This is a genomic window from Streptomyces sp. NPDC020422 (assembly GCF_044386705.1).
Classification (GTDB): Bacteria; Actinomycetota; Actinomycetes; order Streptomycetales; family Streptomycetaceae; genus Streptomyces.
In genome coordinates, this window is the sequence record NZ_JBIRVJ010000003.1 from 118548 (window position 1) to 134244 (window position 15697).

A 15697-nucleotide genomic window follows, 5' to 3' on the forward strand; every position below is an offset into this window, starting at 1 on the left:
CCATGCGCGGCCCCGCCGCACCCACCAGCCCAGGCCCCTGGGACCCCCGCTCCGAGGCGCTGCTCCAGGTCCCCTCGGCCCCGGCCCCCGGCGCACCGGGCCCCGCCGCCACCCTCGCCCTCCCGGTCAAGGCCACGCCTGCCGAAGCGATTCAGCAGGCCGCCTCCGCGCCCGCCCCCGCCCTCGGCACCCGCCCCCCGCGACGCGCCACCGCCGACCCCGTCAAAGCCCTCATGCACCGCCACCGCGCGCTGTGCGAACGGGCCGTCGACCCCCTGGAGATCGCCGCGGGACTCGAAGCCCACGGCGTCACCGACCGCACCGCCGCCCGCTTCCGCCACCGCGACGTCTTCTCGCTCGCCGAGGAGCTGTACGCCCGGGTGCCCCGCGGCGAGAGCGCCCCCGCCCGCCCCGCCGCCGCCCCGGCCGCACCCGGCGGGACGGCCGCCTGGGCGCTCGCCGCCTGCGCCCCCGGAGCCGTCGCCGCCCTCGCCACCGCCGGGCTCGCCCGTACCGAGGGGCCGCTGCGGGGCGCCGTCGCGGCGCTCGGGATCCTCGGCCTGGTCGCCGCCCTGCTCGTCGCCGTCCGCCGCGGCCCCCTGCACGCCGACCGCACCGCCCCCGCCGCGATCCCCTGGACCCTCTGGCTGCTCGGCTACGCGGTGGCCGGCGACGGCCTCCTGGAACAGCTCCTGACCGGCGGACCCGACGGGGCCTGGACCCTGCTCACCCCCGGCGGCACGCCCAGCGGAACCTACGGCGCCTGGGTCCTGGACACCGGTCCGCTGCTCGCCCTCGCCGTCGCCGTGGCCCCCGCCGCCTGGTGCGCCCACCTCTTCGCCGCCCGGGCCCGCCGCCGACTCGCCGCGAGCCGGGGCCTCGACGACTTCGCGGCGGGTGTCCGACCCCTGCTGCTCGCCACCGTCGCCGCCCAACTCGCCCTGCTCGGCGGGCTCCTCGCCCTCACCGGCTTCCACCCCGGCGCGCTCGCCCTCGGCGCCCTGCTGCTCCTCGCCCGGCTCCTCACCGTGCACGGCCTGCCCGAGACCGCCGCCCAGGCGCTCGCCGCCGCCTGCGCCGCCGAAGCCCTCGCCCTCGCCCTCGTCCTCGCCGCCCGCCTCCCGGGCTGCGCCTTCCTCGACGCGCCGGTCCGCACCGCCGTCGACGCCTGGGGGCCCGCCGCCGTTCCCGTCCTCGTGTGCGGCGCCGCGGCCCTCGCCCTCCTGGCCCACGCCACCACGGCCCTCTCCCGGGCCTCGGCGCACGCCACCGCCCGCTGACCCCCGCCGCCCGGCGCACCCGCGGAGCCGACGCCGCGGGCGCCCGGCCCCCGAACCTGGACCATCCCAAGGAGACGAAAGAGATCATGACGCGCCTACCTCACGCCACGGCCGGTCGGCACGAAGGGGCTGCACGATGAGGGTGCTGCTGCTCGGAGCCAACGGATTCATCGGCCGCTTCGTCGCCGACCGGCTGCTCGCCGACCCGGCGGTGCACCTCACCGCCCTCGGCCGCGGCGACGACGCCGACGTACGGTTCGACCTCGCGACCGGCAGCCCCGGCGCGCTGACCCGCTTCCTCGACGCCGTCCACCCCGGAGTCGTCGTCAACTGCGCGGGCGCCACCCGCGGCGGCGCCCGCGAGCTGACCCGGCACAACACCGTCGCCGTCGCCACCGTCTGCGAGGCCCTGCGCCGCAGCGGCTGCGGCGCCCGCCTCGTCCAGGTCGGCTGCGCCTCCGAGTACGGGCCGAGCCAGCCCGGCTCGTCCACCGCAGAGGACGCCGTGCCCCGGCCCGGCGGCCCCTACGGGGTCTCCAAGCTCGCCGCGACCGAACTCGTCCTCGGCTCCGGCCTGGACGCCGTCGTCCTGCGGGTGTTCTCGCCGGTCGGCCCCGGCACCCCGGCCGGCTCCCCGCTCGGCCGGCTCGCCGAGGCGATGCGCCGCGCCATGCAGGCCGGCGACGGCGAGCTCAAGCTGAGCGGCCTCGGCGTGCAGCGCGACTTCGTCGACGTACGGGACGTCGCCCGGGCCGTCCACGCCGCCTCGCTCTCCGCCGCCCAGGGCGTCGTCAACATCGGCACCGGCCGGGCCGTCCGGCTCCGCGACGCCGCCGCCGTGCTGGCCCGCGTGGCCGGATTCGCCGGGGCGCTCCACGAGCTCGACGGCCCGCCGCCCCGCCCGGTCATCGGCGCCCCGCGCACCGAGACCATCGCCGAGCAGCTGGCCGCCGCCCCCTTCCCGTACCCCGACGGCTGCGGCCCCTGGCAGCAGGCCGACGTGCGCACCGCCCGCGACCGGCTCGGCTGGCGCCCGCGGATCAACCTGGAGGAGTCGCTGGCGGACATCTGGATGGAGGCGGCATGCCGCATCTGACCGCCACCGGCACCGCCCTCGCGATGGGCGTGGGCGTCCCCGGCTACGCCCACCCGCTGCTCGCCCCGGTCGAGTGGGCCGAGCTCACCCGCCCCGGCACGCCCGTCCACTGGGCCGTCCTGAACGTCGCCGAGGGGCCGGGCGACCGGCCCGACCCGCACTGCCTGGAGGCGGCGGGAAAGCTGCGCAACGCGGGCGTCCGGGTGCTCGGGCACATCGACCTGCGGCACGGCTCGCGCCCCTTCGGCGAGGTCGTCTCGGACGCCCAGCGCTTCCTCGACTGGTACAAGGCCGACGGCTTCTACCTGGACCGCGCCCCCGTCGACCGGGCCGACCTGGTGGGGGTCCGGCGGATCTCGGCGACGCTGGAGGCGCTGGTCGACGGGGAGAGCGGGGACCGCGGCGGCCATCTCGTCCTGGGCCACGGCACCCATCCGTACCCCGGATACGCGGAGGCGGCCGACCAGCTGGTCACGTTCTCCGGCGCCTGGGCGGACTACCGCTGGTCGCAGGTGGCGGAGTGGACCGCCGACTACCCGGCGGGGAAGTTCGTCCACCTGGTGCACGGGGTGCCGAGGACCCATCTGGAGGAGGCCCTGCGGATCGCCCGGTGGCAGGGCGCGGCGACGGTCTTCTTCACCGACCGCAGGGGCCGTCCGGGACAAACCGACCAATTCCACACGCTGCCCGGCTACTGGGACGAAATCGTCTCGCGTATCGGACGGGGTGTCTCGGAATGAGGAGCGGCGTGGCAGTGTTGTCGACAGAACCACCGTAGTGAAATACCGACCAGAGTATTGATGAGGTCTCCGTGTCGCTGCCACCCCTGGTCGAGCCGGCTGCCGAGCTCACCGTTGACGAGGTCCGCAGGTACTCCCGCCACCTGATCATCCCGGACGTCGGGATGGACGGGCAGAAGCGGCTCAAGAACGCGAAGGTGCTCTGTGTGGGCGCGGGCGGCCTCGGCTCGCCCGCCCTCATGTACCTGGCCGCCGCCGGCGTCGGCACGCTCGGCATCGTGGAGTTCGACGAGGTCGACGAGTCGAACCTGCAGCGCCAGATCATCCACAGCCAGGCGGACATCGGCCGCTCCAAGGCGGAGTCCGCGAAGGACTCGGTCCTCGGCATCAACCCGTACGTGAACGTGATCCTCCACGAAGAGCGGCTCGAGGCCGAGAACGTGATGGACATCTTCAGCCAGTACGACCTGATCGTCGACGGCACCGACAACTTCGCCACCCGGTACCTGGTCAACGACGCGTGCGTGCTCCTCAACAAGCCGTACGTGTGGGGTTCGATCTACCGCTTCGACGGCCAGGCCTCGGTCTTCTGGTCCGAGTACGGCCCCTGCTACCGCTGCCTCTACCCGGAGCCCCCGCCGCCGGGCATGGTCCCCTCCTGCGCCGAGGGCGGCGTCCTGGGCGTGCTCTGCGCGTCCATCGGCTCCATCCAGGTCACCGAGGCCATCAAGGTGCTGGCCGGGGTCGGCGACCCGCTGGTCGGCCGCCTGATGATCTACGACGCCCTGGAGATGCAGTACCGCCAGGTGAAGGTCCGCAAGGACCCGAACTGCGCGGTCTGCGGCGAGAACCCGACCGTCACCGAGCTCATCGACTACGAGGCCTTCTGCGGCGTCGTGTCCGAGGAGGCCCAGGAGGCGGCGCTCGGCTCGACGATCACTCCCAAGCAGCTCAAGGAGTGGATCGACGACGGCGAGAACATCGACATCATCGACGTCCGCGAGCCGAACGAGTACGAGATCGTGTCGATCCCCGGCGCGCGTCTGATCCCGAAGAACGAGTTCCTGATGGGCACCGCCCTCCAGGACCTCCCGCAGGACAAGCGGATCGTCCTGCACTGCAAGACGGGTGTCCGCAGTGCGGAAGTCCTCGCCGTGCTCAAGTCCGCGGGCTTCGCGGACGCCGTGCACGTCGGCGGCGGCGTGATCGGCTGGGTCAACCAGATCGAGCCCGAGAAGCCGGTCTACTAGGCCGCACGGAAGGCCGCGCGCAAGGGCCCGGACCTCGCAGGAGGTCCGGGCCCTTACGCATGCGGTCGTGGCGCGGTCAGGAGCACGAGGTGCCGTACGCGGGCACCTTCCCGTCCAGGAGGTACGCGTCGACCGTCTTCGTCACGCACGAGGACGAGCCGTACGCCCCGTGCCCCTCGCCCTTGTTGGAGACGAGCACGCCCACCCCCTGGCCCAGCGCCTTCGCCATCCGCTCGGCGCCCTCGTACGGGGTGGCCGGGTCGCCGGTGGTGCCCACGACCAGGATCGGGGCGGCCCCCGGGGCGCTCGCGTCCATGGCCGTCGCCGCGCCCTTCACCGGCCAGTTCGCGCACCAGCCGGCCGTGTCCCAGGCCAGGAACTCGCCGAAGACCGGGGAGAGCCGGCGGAACTCGGGCAGCAGCGCACGGGCCTGGCCCGCGGTCGGCCGCTCGGCCGAGTCGGCGCAGGAGATCGCCCGCTGGGAGTGGGACTGGGTGGAGTAGTGGCCCGACGCGTCCCGGTCGTCGTACCAGTCGGCGAGCTGCAGGAGCTCCTTGCCGGAGCCGCTCTCCGCCTGCCGCAGCGCCGTGGTGAGCAGCGGCCAGCTCTGCTGCGAGTAGAGCGGCATCACCACCCCGGTGAGCGCCAGCGACTGGGTCAGCTTCCGGTCGCCGACGGCCAGCGGCTCGCGGTCCAGGCGGGCGAGGAGCCGCACGATCCGTTCCGTACCGGCCTTCGGGTCCTGCCCGGTGGAGCGCAGGTAGTTGTCGAGGGCCCGCTGGAAGCCGATCGTCTGGTTGCGGGCGTGCCCGACGGAGTCGGCGGTCGGGTCGACGACGGCGTCGAGGACGAGGCGCCCCACGTTCCCGGGGAAGAGATGGGCGTACGCCGCACCGAGCTGCGTTCCGTAGGACATGCCGAAGTAGTTCAGGCGGGCGTCGCCGAGGACCTGGCGCACCAGATCGAGATCGCGGGCGGTGTCGGCGGTCGTGGTGTGCGGCAGGAGCCTGCCGGAGCGGCGGGCGCAGCCGGCGCCGAAGGCGGTGGCGTCGTCGAGGAAGCGCTTCTCCTCGGCGGCCGTGTCCGGCGTGTAGTCGACCGTCCGCTCGGCGGCGTCCTGCTCCGCGTCGTCCCGGCAGACCACGCCGGCGCTGCGCTGGACCCCGCGCGGGTCGAAGCCGACCAGGTCGTAGCGGCGGCCCAGGGCGCCGTACTCGCTCGCCGCGCGCGGCAGGATGTCGACGCCCGACGCGCCGGGCCCGCCGAAGTTGAACAGCAGCGAGCCGAGCCGTGCGGTCCTGTCCCGGGCCTCCTTGCGGATCAGCGCGACCGGGATGGTCTCGCCGTCCGGCTCGTCGTAGTCGAGGGGCACCCGGACCTCCGCGCAGCGCCAGGAGGAGCCCGGCGCCTCGCCGCCCTCGGGGGCGGCGCAGCGCTTCCAGTCGGGGCGCTGCCCGGTGAGCGCGGCGGGCAGACCGGAGGCGGCGGTGGGCTTGCCGTCGGCCGGGGGAGTGGCGGCGGAGGCGGACGGACGGCTCGGCGCCGCCGAGCCGCCGGGGCTCGCGCACCCGGCGGCGAGGATCCCCACGAGCGCCAGCACGGCGCCCCCGACGTGCCTTCGTATGACCGCATCCGACATGGGCAACCCCCCGTGATCCGTACTGTTCCGCCATCGTAGGCGGCGGGCCGGCGCCTACTGGCAGACGGTCCCGGAGGCCGGCACCTTCCCGTCCAGGAGGTACGCGTCGGTGGCGCTCTTCACGCACTTGCTGCCGCTGCTGTACGCGCCGTGGCCCTGCCCCTTGTACGTCAGCTCCACGCCGACGCCCGCGCCGAGGGCGTCCACCATCGAGCGGGCGCCCTCGTACGGGGTGGCCGGGTCGCCGGTGTTGCCGATGACCAGGATCGGGGCGGAGCCCGCGGCCGAGACGTCCGGGTGGTCCCAGGCGCCCGGCACCGGCCACTGGGCGCAGCTCGCCAGCGCCCAGCCCATGAAGTCGCCGAACACGGGGGAGGCCTGGCGGAACTCGCCCAGCCGCTCCTTGGCCTGGCCGAGCGTGTAGCGCTCCTTGAAGTCCACGCAGTTGATCGCGGCGTTCGCGGCCTGGATGTTGCTGTAACTGCCGGTCTGGTTGCGCCCGTTCATCGAGTCCGACAGGGCGAGCAGCAGGGCCCCGTTGCCCCCGTCTGCCTCGTCGAGCCCCTGCTCCAGATAGGGCCAGAACTCCTTGGAGTACAGCGCCTGCGCGATGCCGTTGGTGGCCTGGGTCTGGGTGAGCACCCGGTCGCCGATGCCGGGGATCGGCTTCTTGTCGAGCCGGGCGAGCAGGTCGGTGATGAACTCCTCGATCCCGGCCACGCTGTCGCCGGGCAGCACGCAGGCGTCGCCGCGGTCCACGCAGTCCTGCGCGAAGTTGTCGAGCGCCAGCTGGAAGCCCTTGGCCTGCCCGAGCGCTCCCGCCTCCACCCCGGCCTCGGGGTCGACGACGGCGTCGAAGACGGCACGCCCGACGTTCTTCGGGAACAGGTGGGCGTAGACGCCGCCGAGCTCGGTGCCGTACGAGATGCCGAAGTAGTGCAGCTTGGCGTCACCCAGGACCCGCCGCATCAGGTCCATGTCCCGGGCGGCGTTCTCGGTGCCGACGTGCGGCAGCTCGGGCCCGGCGGCCTTCTCGCAGCCGGCCGCGTACTTCTTCTGCGCGTCGGACAGCGTCCGCTCCTCGGCGGCGTCGTCGGGCGTGAAGTCGAGGGCGTAGTAGGCGTCGAGCTCCTTGTCGGTGGCGCACTCGACGGGTTCGCTGCGGCCGACCCCGCGCGGGTCGAAGGAGACGAGGTCGTAGCGGGAGCGCAGGGACTCGAAGTCCTTCGCGAAGCTGGGCAGCCCGGTGACGCCGGAGCCGCCGGGCCCGCCGAAGTTGAACACCAGCGAGCCGATCCGCCGGTTCCGGTCCCGCGCCTTGGCCCGGATCAGGGCCAGGTCGACGGTGTCGCCGTCGGGCTTGGCGTAGTCGAGGGGCGCGGTCATGAACGCGCACTCCCACTGGGTGCCGTCCGGCAGCGGCGAGGGCGCGGGCCCGCCGCCCTCCGCCGGGGACGGCGGCAGGCACGCGGACCACTCCGGCTTCTGCGCGGCCAGCCGGTCGAGTCCGGTCGGTCCGCTGGTCGCGGGGGCCGCGGCCCCCGAGTCGCCGCTGTCCGAGCACCCGGCGGCGAGGAGCACCGTGGACGCGGTGAGCAGGGCAACACGCTGAGCTGCGGAGATCGGCATGCCCCCATCGTGGGCCGCCCGCCGACCCCTCGCGCGGGAGGTGGTCCATGCGGGTGGCGCCGCGGGAGCGTTTCCCGCGGACGACCGGACGACCGGACGACCGGGCGACCGGGCGACCGGACGACCGGGCGACCGGGCGACCGGGCGCCGGCGCGCCGCGTCGCGGCGCTAGAGCGCCTCCCGCTTGCTCAGCCAGTTGAAGCAGAGCCACCCCGGCAGCACCGGCAGCCACAGCGTGAGGAGGCGGAACAGCAGCACGGCGGGCGTCGCGACCTCGATCGGCAGGCCCACCGCGACCAGACCGAAGGTGAGCGCGCCCTCGACGGCGCCGACGCCGCCCGGGGTCGGGGCCGCCGAGCCGAGCGCGTTGCCCGCGAGGAAGACGACGGCCACGCTCGCGTAGCTGATCGACTGGGCGTCGTGCCCGAAGGCGCGGATCGAGGCGTCCAGGCAGAACACGAACGCCCCGGTGAGCAGCAGCATCCCGCCGATGCCGGTGACCAGCTTCATGGGCCGCTGGAGCACGTCCAGCATGCGCGGCACGACGCCGGCGAACAGCGAGCGCAGCCGGGTCGCGACGAACTTGCGCATGAACGGGATCGCCGTCACCACCAGGACCAGCACGGCGACCGTGAGCAGGCCCGCGATCACGGTCCTCGACGGGGTGAACGACTGCGACTTCTCCGTACCGGTGAGGTAGCCGAAGGACAGCAGCAGCAGGATGTGCGCGCCGAGACCGAAGAGCTGCGAGGCGCCGACGCTCGCGACCGCGAGCCCCGGGCGCACGCCCGAGCGCTGCAGGAAGCGGGTGTTCAGGGCGACACCGCCGACCGCCGCCGGGGCGACGATCTTCACGAAGGAGCCGGCGACCTGGGCCACCACCGTCCGCCAGAAGCCGACCCGCTCGGGCACGAAGCCGAGCAGGCTCATCGCCGCCGCCACATAGCTGATCGCGGAGAAGACCACGGCCGCCGCGACCCACCGCCAGTCGGCCTCGCTGATCGTCGACAGCGGGGTACGGGCGATCTGCGAGAGCAGGAAGTACGCGGCGACCGCACCGGCGATCAGGCTGACCAGCGTGCGCGGCTTGATCCGCTCCAGCCGGACCGGTTCCACCGGGGCCTGCGGCCGGATCTTCAGCACCTGGTGCCGGATCTGGGCGAGCAGGTCCTCCTCGCGGGCCTCGTCCAGGGCCTCGTCGAGCGCCCGCTTCTCGGCCTTCTTGTCGGCCTGCTTCTCCGCGCGGGCGAGCTTGCGGTCCGTCGTCAGATTGGCCTGCGCCCGTGCCTCGGCCCGGGCCGCCTTGGCCGCCTCGGAGGCCGCGAGCACCGCCTCGCGCTCCCGCGCCGAACGCTCACGGGCCCGGCGGCGCAGCTCGGCCCGGGTGGACCGGCTCAGGGCGATCGGCTGGAGCAGCGGCAGACAGTCGGCGACGGCGTCGGGGCCGAGCACCTCCACGGCGGCGGCGACCGCCCGCTCGGCGCCCACCCGCAGACCGAGGGTGGTGAGCAGCTGGGCGATGTCCATCCGCAGGACCAGATCGCCCGCGGCGATCTCGCCGCCCCGCAGATCGGTCAGGATCACCTTGCCGGAACGATCCACCAGAATCGCGTCCCCCGCGAGCCTGCGGTGCGCGATCCGGCGCGACTGGAGGGCCTTCACCTGACGCCAGGCGCTGCGCACCAGGTCGTCGGTGATCTCCTTGTCGTCCAGCGAGTCCAGGGTCCGGCCGCCGAGGTGCTCGTAGACCAGCATCACCGCGTCCGGGCCGAGCTCGGAGGTGGCGATCAGCTTCGGCGCGTTGGCGCCGGCCGCGATCGCCGCGTACGCGAGGAGCGCCTCCTGCTCCAGGGCCTGCCGCAGCGAGACGATCGAGCGGCGGGTGGTGATGGTGCGCAGGGTGATGCGCCGCCAGACCCGGTAGAAGAAGCCGTGCGCCTGCTGCTCGCGGTCGACGACGGTCACGTCGAGCGGCGGGCCGTCCTCCAGCGTCACGATGTAGCGCCGGCCCCGGTCGCCGCTGTCGGCGGAGTCCGGCACGCCCTCGGCGCGCAGCGCGGTGACCGGCCGGAAGCCGACCCGGCGCAGCCCCGCGAGGAGCGTCTGGCCGGTGGGCCGCACATTGGGGGAGCCGACCGCGTACAGCGTCCCGTACGCCACGGTCCAGCCGATCAGCACGGTCAGGACGATCGACAGGGCGGTGGTGTACCCGGCCACCAGCATGGTGAAGGCGTCGAGCAGCAGCACCATCCACAGCACCACCCGCCAGCGGGGACGCCGGGCCATGCCGACGGCGGTCATGTACGCGATGACCGGGGCCAGGTAGTTGTGCACCGGATCGGTCAGCCCGCCGCCGGACTGCGGCTGGGTCAGCGCGTCCTGGATCGTGCCGGGCGCCGCGTTCGCCACCCACAGGTCGGTGGCGAGGGTCACGCCGTGCGCCAGGACGGCGGCGAGGACGCCGTCGGCGATCCGCAGCCCGTCCCGTTTGACCAGCCGCTCGATCGCGAAGGCGACCGGGACGAGCAGGACGGCGATGGAGGAGACGAGTCCCGCGATCTTGACGAAGACGTCGGGGGCGCCGCCGGCGCCCTTGTTGATGTCCTGTTCGAGGCCGGAGGTGGTGCCGTGGGCGAAGGCGGCGATGGCGAGGACGACGGCGATGGCGAGCACGCCGATGAGCAGCCGCATCAGGTCCGAGGGGCGGTGGACCCGGGCGGCGAGCAGCGGCTCGTCACCGGAGACGCGCTCGGGCAGGTTGGACGGCGCCTCGCCGGGAGACCGCCCCGGAGGCTGGATGTCGTGCCCCATCACCATGTCCGTCTCTGCATGCCGTGTCGTGGCGGCCCTTGCCGCTTCATCATCCGTCGCGGGCGCCGCCGCTGTCGCTGCCGACGCTTGTTCTTGTTCTCGTATCACCAGTCACCGCCCGCACGATGGTGGCACGAAGCGGGGCCGTCCGGAGGCATCAGGGGGTTGTCGGTGCGGTGAGGCAGGATGGCCCGAATGGAGAACCAGGAGCTGCCCGAGCTGCCCGAGTACGCGGAACGGGTCCTTCAGGCCGCCGAGGAGATCCCGCCCGGCCGGGTGATGACCTACGGGGACGTCGCCGAGTGGGTGGGGGAGGGCGGCCCGCGCCAGGTCGGCCGGATCATGGCGCTGTACGGCGGGTCGGTGCCCTGGTGGCGCGTGGTGCGGGCGGACGGGACGCTGCTGCCCGGACACGAACGACGTGCGCTTGGTCACTACCGCGCCGAGGGCACCCCCCTGCGGCAGAGCCAGGGCGGTGGCCCGATGCGCCTGGACATGCGGCGGGCGCGGTGGGACGGCACGGCCCCGCGGGGCTGAGCGTCCGGCGGGCGAGGTGCCCCGAAACCGCCGCGGGGATCGCGTAACGTCGATGCCCGCGCCTCTCACCCGAGCACTCCGCGCATCCCGCGCATCCGCGAGGCCCGGGCCCACGGCGCACACCGCACCCCGCACACCACCCACCAGCAGGACCGGCGACCCACGTGACTTCCTCCTCCACCCTCGCGGCTACGCGGGGCCCCGGCGCTTACCGGCTGGTGCGGACCGCGCCGGCGCCGGTGCGGCCCCCTGTGCTGGACGCAGCGCAGCGTGCGGTGGTTGAGCACTCGGGCGGACCGCTCCTGGTCCTCGCCGGACCCGGCACCGGGAAGACGACCACGCTGGTGGAGGCGGTCGCGGCCCGGCTGGAGGCGGGCGCCGACCCCGAGCGGATCCTCGTCCTCACCTTCAGCCGCAAGGCGGCCGTCGAACTGCGCGACCGGATGGCGGCCCGGCTCGGCGGGCGCCGCCCGCCGCAGGCCACCACCTTCCACTCGTACTGCTACGCCCTCATCCGCGCCCACCAGGACGCCGAACTCTTCGCCGAGCCGCTGCGGCTGCTCTCCGGACCCGAGCAGGACCTCGCCGTCCGCGAGCTGCTCGCCGGACAGATCGACCTGGAGAAGGCGGGCCTCGGCCGGGTGAGCTGGCCCGACGAGTTGCGGGCCTGCCTCACCACCCGCGGCTTCGCCGACGAGGTCCGCGCGGTGCTGGCCCGCTCCCGCGAGCTGGGCCTGGGGCCGCGGGCCCTGGAGGAGTTCGCCCGCCGGGTCGGTCGCCCCGACTGGCGGGCGGCGGCCGGCTTCCTCGCCGAGTACCTGGACGTCATGGACCTCCAGGGCGTCCTCGACTACACGGAGCTGGTCCACCGGGCCGTCCTGCTCGCCGAGTCCGCCGACCCGGCGGAGCTCCCCGGCTACGACGCGATCTTCGTCGACGAGTACCAGGACACCGACCCGTCCCAGGTCAGACTGCTGCGCGCGCTCGCGGCCGGCGGTCGGCCCGACGTGCTCGCCTTCGGCGACCCCGACCAGTCGATCTACGCCTTCCGCGGCGCCGACGTCAACGGCATCCTCGACTTCCCGGCGGCCTTCGGCGGCACGGTCCGGGTCCTCGACACCTCCCGCCGCTCCGGCGCCGCCCTGCTCGCGGCGACCCGCCTGCTCACCCAGCGCATGCCGCTGCCCCGTCTCCCCGCCGACAAGGTGCGGGCCCACCGCACGCTGACGCCGGTACGGGACGGGGGCCGGGCCGAGGTCTACACGTACCCCACCGCCTCCACCGAGACCGACAACATCGCCGACCTGCTGCGCCGCGCCCACCTGGAGGACGGCGTCCCCTGGCACGAGATGGCCGTCCTGACGCGCGCCGCCGCCCACCTCCCCTCCCTCCGCCGCGCCCTCACCTCCGCCGGCGTCCCCGTGGAGACGGACGCCGCCGACACCCCCCTCCGCCACGAACCGGCGGTGGCCCCGCTGCTCCTCGCACTGCGAGCGGCGGCCACGGCGACGGGGGCGGGGGCCGAGCCCGAGGCCGGAACCGGGTCGGACGCCGGTGCCGGCGTCCGACCGGACGTCCACACCGGGGGCGCGGCCGCGACCGGGCCTGCGTCCGAGGCCGGGCACGGACACGGGCATGGCCACGGGCCCGAGCCCGACGGCGGCACCGAGCCCGACGCCGACGCCGACGACCCCGGGACCGGCGCCGAGGCCGACGCCGACGCCGGCGCCGAGCTCGGGGCCGGGGTCGCGCCCGGCGCCGGCGCCCATGCCGAGCTCGCGGGCGACTCCGGCGACGATGCCCACGCCGACCCCGACCCCGACCCCGACCCCGACCCCGACCCCGACCCCGGCACCCACCCCGCCCCCTGCTGGCTCGACGTCGAGACCGCCGTCGCGTTGCTCGCCTCGCCGCTCGCCGGGATGGATCCCGCCGATCTGCGGCGGCTCGGGCGCGCCCTGCGGGACGAGGAGCGGGCCGCGGGGAACGCGGTGCCGGCGCCGTCGGACGTGCTGCTCGCGCGGGCCCTCGCGGAGCCCGAGCGGCTCGTCGCGCACGACCGCTCGTACGCCAAGGGCGCCCGGCGGCTCGGCGAGCTGCTGCGGGCCGCCCGGGCCCGGCTCGCGGCGGGCGGGACCGCCGAGGAGGCGCTCTGGCTGCTGTGGGACGGCACCCCCTGGCCCGGCCGGCTGGAGCGGGCCGCCCTGCGCGGCGGCCCCGCCGGCCGCAACGCCGACCGGGACCTCGACGCCGTCTGCGCCCTGTTCGAGACCGCCGCCCGCGCCGAGGACCGGGTCGGCGGCCGCGGCGCGCTCAACTTCCTGGAGGAGCTCGACGCCCAGGACATCGCCGCCGACACCCTCACCCGCCGTCACACCCGCCCCGACGCCGTCCGCCTCATGACGGCCCACCGCTCCAAGGGCCTGGAGTGGAGCCTCGTCGTCGTCGCCGGTGTCCAGGAGGGCCTCTGGCCCGACCTGCGGCGGCGCGGCTCCCTCCTGGAAGCCGACCGCATCGGCCGCGACGGCATCGCCGAGCCGCTGCCCCCCGGCGCCCTCCTCGCCGAGGAGCGCCGCCTCTTCTACGTCGCCGCCACCCGCGCCCGCGACCGGCTGGTCGTCACCGCCGTGAAGGCCCCCGCCGAGGACGGCGACCAGCCCTCCCGTTTCCTCACCGAGCTCGGCGTGGAGGCCAAGGACGTCACGGGCCGCCCCCGCCGCCCGCTCGCCGTCGCCGCCCTCGTCGCCGAGCTGCGCGCCACCACCGTCGACCCCGACGCCTCCCCGGAGCTGCGCGCCGCCGCCGCCGAACGCCTCGCCCGGCTCGCCTCCCTCACCGACGACGAGGGCGCCCCGCTCGTCCCGGCCGCCCACCCCGACCGCTGGTGGGGCCTCGCCGAGCCGACCCGCAGCGCCGTGCCGCTGCGCGACCGCGACCGACCCGTGGCGCTCTCCGGCTCCGCCCTCGACCAGCTCGCCCACACCTGTGCCCTCCAGTGGTTCCTGGGCCGCGAGGTCAAGGCCGACGCCCCCGCCACCGCCGCGCAGGGCTTCGGCAACGTCGTCCACGTCCTCGCCGACGAGGTCGCCTCCGGCCGCACCCCCGCCGACCTCGACGTCCTCATGGCCCGACTCGACTCCGTCTGGGACGCCCTCGCCTTCGACGCGCCCTGGAAGTCCGCGCAGGAGAAGGAGAACGCGCGCGTCGCGCTCGAACGCTTCCTGCGCTGGCACGTCATGGACCGCGGCGGCCGCACCCCCGTAGCCACCGAGCACGACTTCGACGTCACGCTCGCCGCCGGCGACTACGAGGTGCGCATCCGCGGCTCCATCGACCGCGTCGAGGCCGACGAGCAGGGCCGCGCCTACGTCGTCGACTTCAAGACCGGCAAGTCCGCCCCCACCAAGGACGAGGTCGCCCAACACCCGCAGCTCGCCGTCTACCAGCTCGCGGTACGGGAAGGGGCGCTGGACGAGGTGTTCGGCGGCCGCACCCCCGAGCCGGGCGGCGCCGAACTCGTCCAGCTGCGCCAGGCCGCCCCCAAGAAGGAGGGCGGCGACGCCCTCCCGAAGGTCCAGGCCCAGGAGCCCCTGGCTGGCGAGTGGGTCGGCGACCTCCTCGCCTCCGCAGCCGGCCGCGTCCTCGACGAGCGCTTCACCCCGACCACCGGCCAGCACTGCACCACCTGCGCCTTCCGCGCCTCGTGCAGCGCCCGCCCCGAGGGCCGCCACGTGGTCGATTAGGGCGGGTCCCGCGGCGTCCCGCCGTGGCACGCGCCCGCGGAGTCGCGCGTACCGGGCGGCTCCGGCACGCTGGAATACCGGGGTGAACCCGCGAGGAGGCTCGCATGGCGTCCCACACCACCAAGCTCCGCGCCGCCGCTGCCACCGCCGTCTGCGCCGCCGTGCTCGCCGGCGGAGGACCGGCCGCCCTGGCCCGGGCGCCCTCGGCCGCGCCACCGGTCGCCGCGCCGGCCCCCGCCCCCTCGCCCGATCCCTTCCGCGGCCTGACCGCCGACGAGATCGGCGACCGGGCCGTCGCCGCCACCCAGTCCGCGACCTCCGTGCGGATGACCGGCCGGATCGTCTCCGCAGGGGAGACGCTGGCCGTCGACTTCTCCGTCAACGACCGCGGCCAGTGCACCGGCGTCCTGAAGATCAAGGGCGGTGCCGCCGAGCTCCGCCAGTCCGGCGGGGTCACGTACATGAAGGGCGACGAGCGCTTCTGGCGGGCCTCCATGACCTCCCAGGGCATGCCCGAAGCGCAGATCGCCGCCACGATCGAGCTGCTCAAGGGCCGCTGGCTGAAGATCACCCCCGGCCAGGCCGGCAGCAGCGACCTCAGCGGCGTCTGCGACCTGAAGGCGCTCCTCGCCGACCTCGGCAAGGACGAGGCCGACCGCACCGGACTCACCCGCGGCCCCGACGGCGTCGTCTCCGGAACCCCCGTGGCCACCGTGGTGAAGCGGAAGCCCGGTGGCGAGACCACCACCGTCTCCGTCTCCCAGCGCGGCAAGCCGTACATCCTCAAGATGGTGAAGACCGGCGGCGACGAGCCCGGCACCGTGGTGCTCTCCGCATACGACAAGCCCGTGAAGGTCGTCGTCCCGCCCGCCGACCAGACCGTCGACCTCGCCAAGCTGACCGACGGCACCGCGGCGTGACCCACCCCTCGCGCCCGCGCGGCCCGGGATGTCGGTGGGCCCCGTTAGCCTC

The 15697-nt window shown here is 75.0% G+C and carries 10 protein-coding genes; 7 read left to right on the plus strand and 3 right to left on the minus strand.

Annotated elements, in window-relative coordinates; genetic code table 11:
* Positions 1 to 2 precede the first annotated feature (2 nt).
* The 4 genes from ACH414_RS08075 to moeZ all read left to right on the plus strand — a co-directional run bounded on the left by ACH414_RS08075 (position 3) and on the right by moeZ (position 4366).
* Positions 3 to 1280, plus strand: coding sequence for a hypothetical protein (locus tag ACH414_RS08075; RefSeq protein WP_391769514.1), 1278 nt, complete (start codon positions 3 to 5; stop codon positions 1278 to 1280).
* A gap of 136 nt (positions 1281 to 1416) precedes the next feature.
* Positions 1417 to 2376: an NAD-dependent epimerase/dehydratase family protein gene (locus tag ACH414_RS08080; protein WP_382547586.1), complete on the plus strand. Its 960-nt coding sequence runs from the start codon at positions 1417 to 1419 to the stop codon at positions 2374 to 2376.
* Positions 2364 to 3116, plus strand: coding sequence for a spherulation-specific family 4 protein (locus ACH414_RS08085; protein ID WP_382547584.1), 753 nt, complete (start codon positions 2364 to 2366; stop codon positions 3114 to 3116). The genes ACH414_RS08080 and ACH414_RS08085 overlap by 13 nt, the downstream gene beginning before the upstream one ends.
* A 71-nt stretch (positions 3117 to 3187) precedes the next feature.
* On the plus strand, positions 3188 to 4366 hold the full coding sequence (moeZ, locus tag ACH414_RS08090) for an adenylyltransferase/sulfurtransferase MoeZ (protein ID WP_382547582.1): 1179 nt from the start codon (positions 3188 to 3190) through the stop codon (positions 4364 to 4366).
* 76 nt (positions 4367 to 4442) lie between these two features.
* On the opposite strand, the gene ACH414_RS08095 is transcribed toward moeZ, so the two are convergent.
* The 3 genes from ACH414_RS08095 to ACH414_RS08105 all read right to left on the minus strand — a co-directional run bounded on the left by ACH414_RS08095 (position 4443) and on the right by ACH414_RS08105 (position 10445).
* Positions 4443 to 6005: an alpha/beta hydrolase gene (locus ACH414_RS08095; RefSeq protein ID WP_398941212.1), complete on the minus strand. Its 1563-nt coding sequence runs from the start codon at positions 6003 to 6005 to the stop codon at positions 4443 to 4445.
* 54 nt (positions 6006 to 6059) lie between these two features.
* Positions 6060 to 7634, minus strand: a complete 1575-nt coding sequence (locus tag ACH414_RS08100; protein WP_386565953.1) for an alpha/beta hydrolase — start codon at positions 7632 to 7634, stop codon at positions 6060 to 6062.
* Between the two features lie 168 nt (positions 7635 to 7802).
* Positions 7803 to 10445: a lysylphosphatidylglycerol synthase domain-containing protein gene (locus tag ACH414_RS08105; RefSeq protein ID WP_382547576.1), complete on the minus strand. Its 2643-nt coding sequence runs from the start codon at positions 10443 to 10445 to the stop codon at positions 7803 to 7805.
* Positions 10446 to 10640: 195 nt separating this feature from the next.
* Between ACH414_RS08105 and ACH414_RS08110 the strand changes: the two genes are divergently transcribed.
* From ACH414_RS08110 to ACH414_RS08120, 3 genes are all read left to right on the plus strand, one after another.
* Positions 10641 to 10982 carry an MGMT family protein gene (locus tag ACH414_RS08110; protein WP_386565950.1) on the plus strand — a complete coding sequence of 114 codons (342 nt, stop codon included), beginning with the start codon at positions 10641 to 10643 and terminating at the stop codon, positions 10980 to 10982.
* Between the two features lie 164 nt (positions 10983 to 11146).
* Positions 11147 to 14725 (plus strand): ATP-dependent helicase, encoded by a 3579-nt coding sequence (locus ACH414_RS08115; RefSeq protein WP_398941215.1) that lies wholly within the window; start codon positions 11147 to 11149, stop codon positions 14723 to 14725.
* Between the two features lie 104 nt (positions 14726 to 14829).
* The gene (locus ACH414_RS08120; RefSeq protein ID WP_386565948.1) at positions 14830 to 15645 is read left to right on the plus strand and encodes a hypothetical protein; all 816 of its coding nucleotides are present in this window, start codon (positions 14830 to 14832) and stop codon (positions 15643 to 15645) included.
* Positions 15646 to 15697 lie beyond the last annotated feature (52 nt).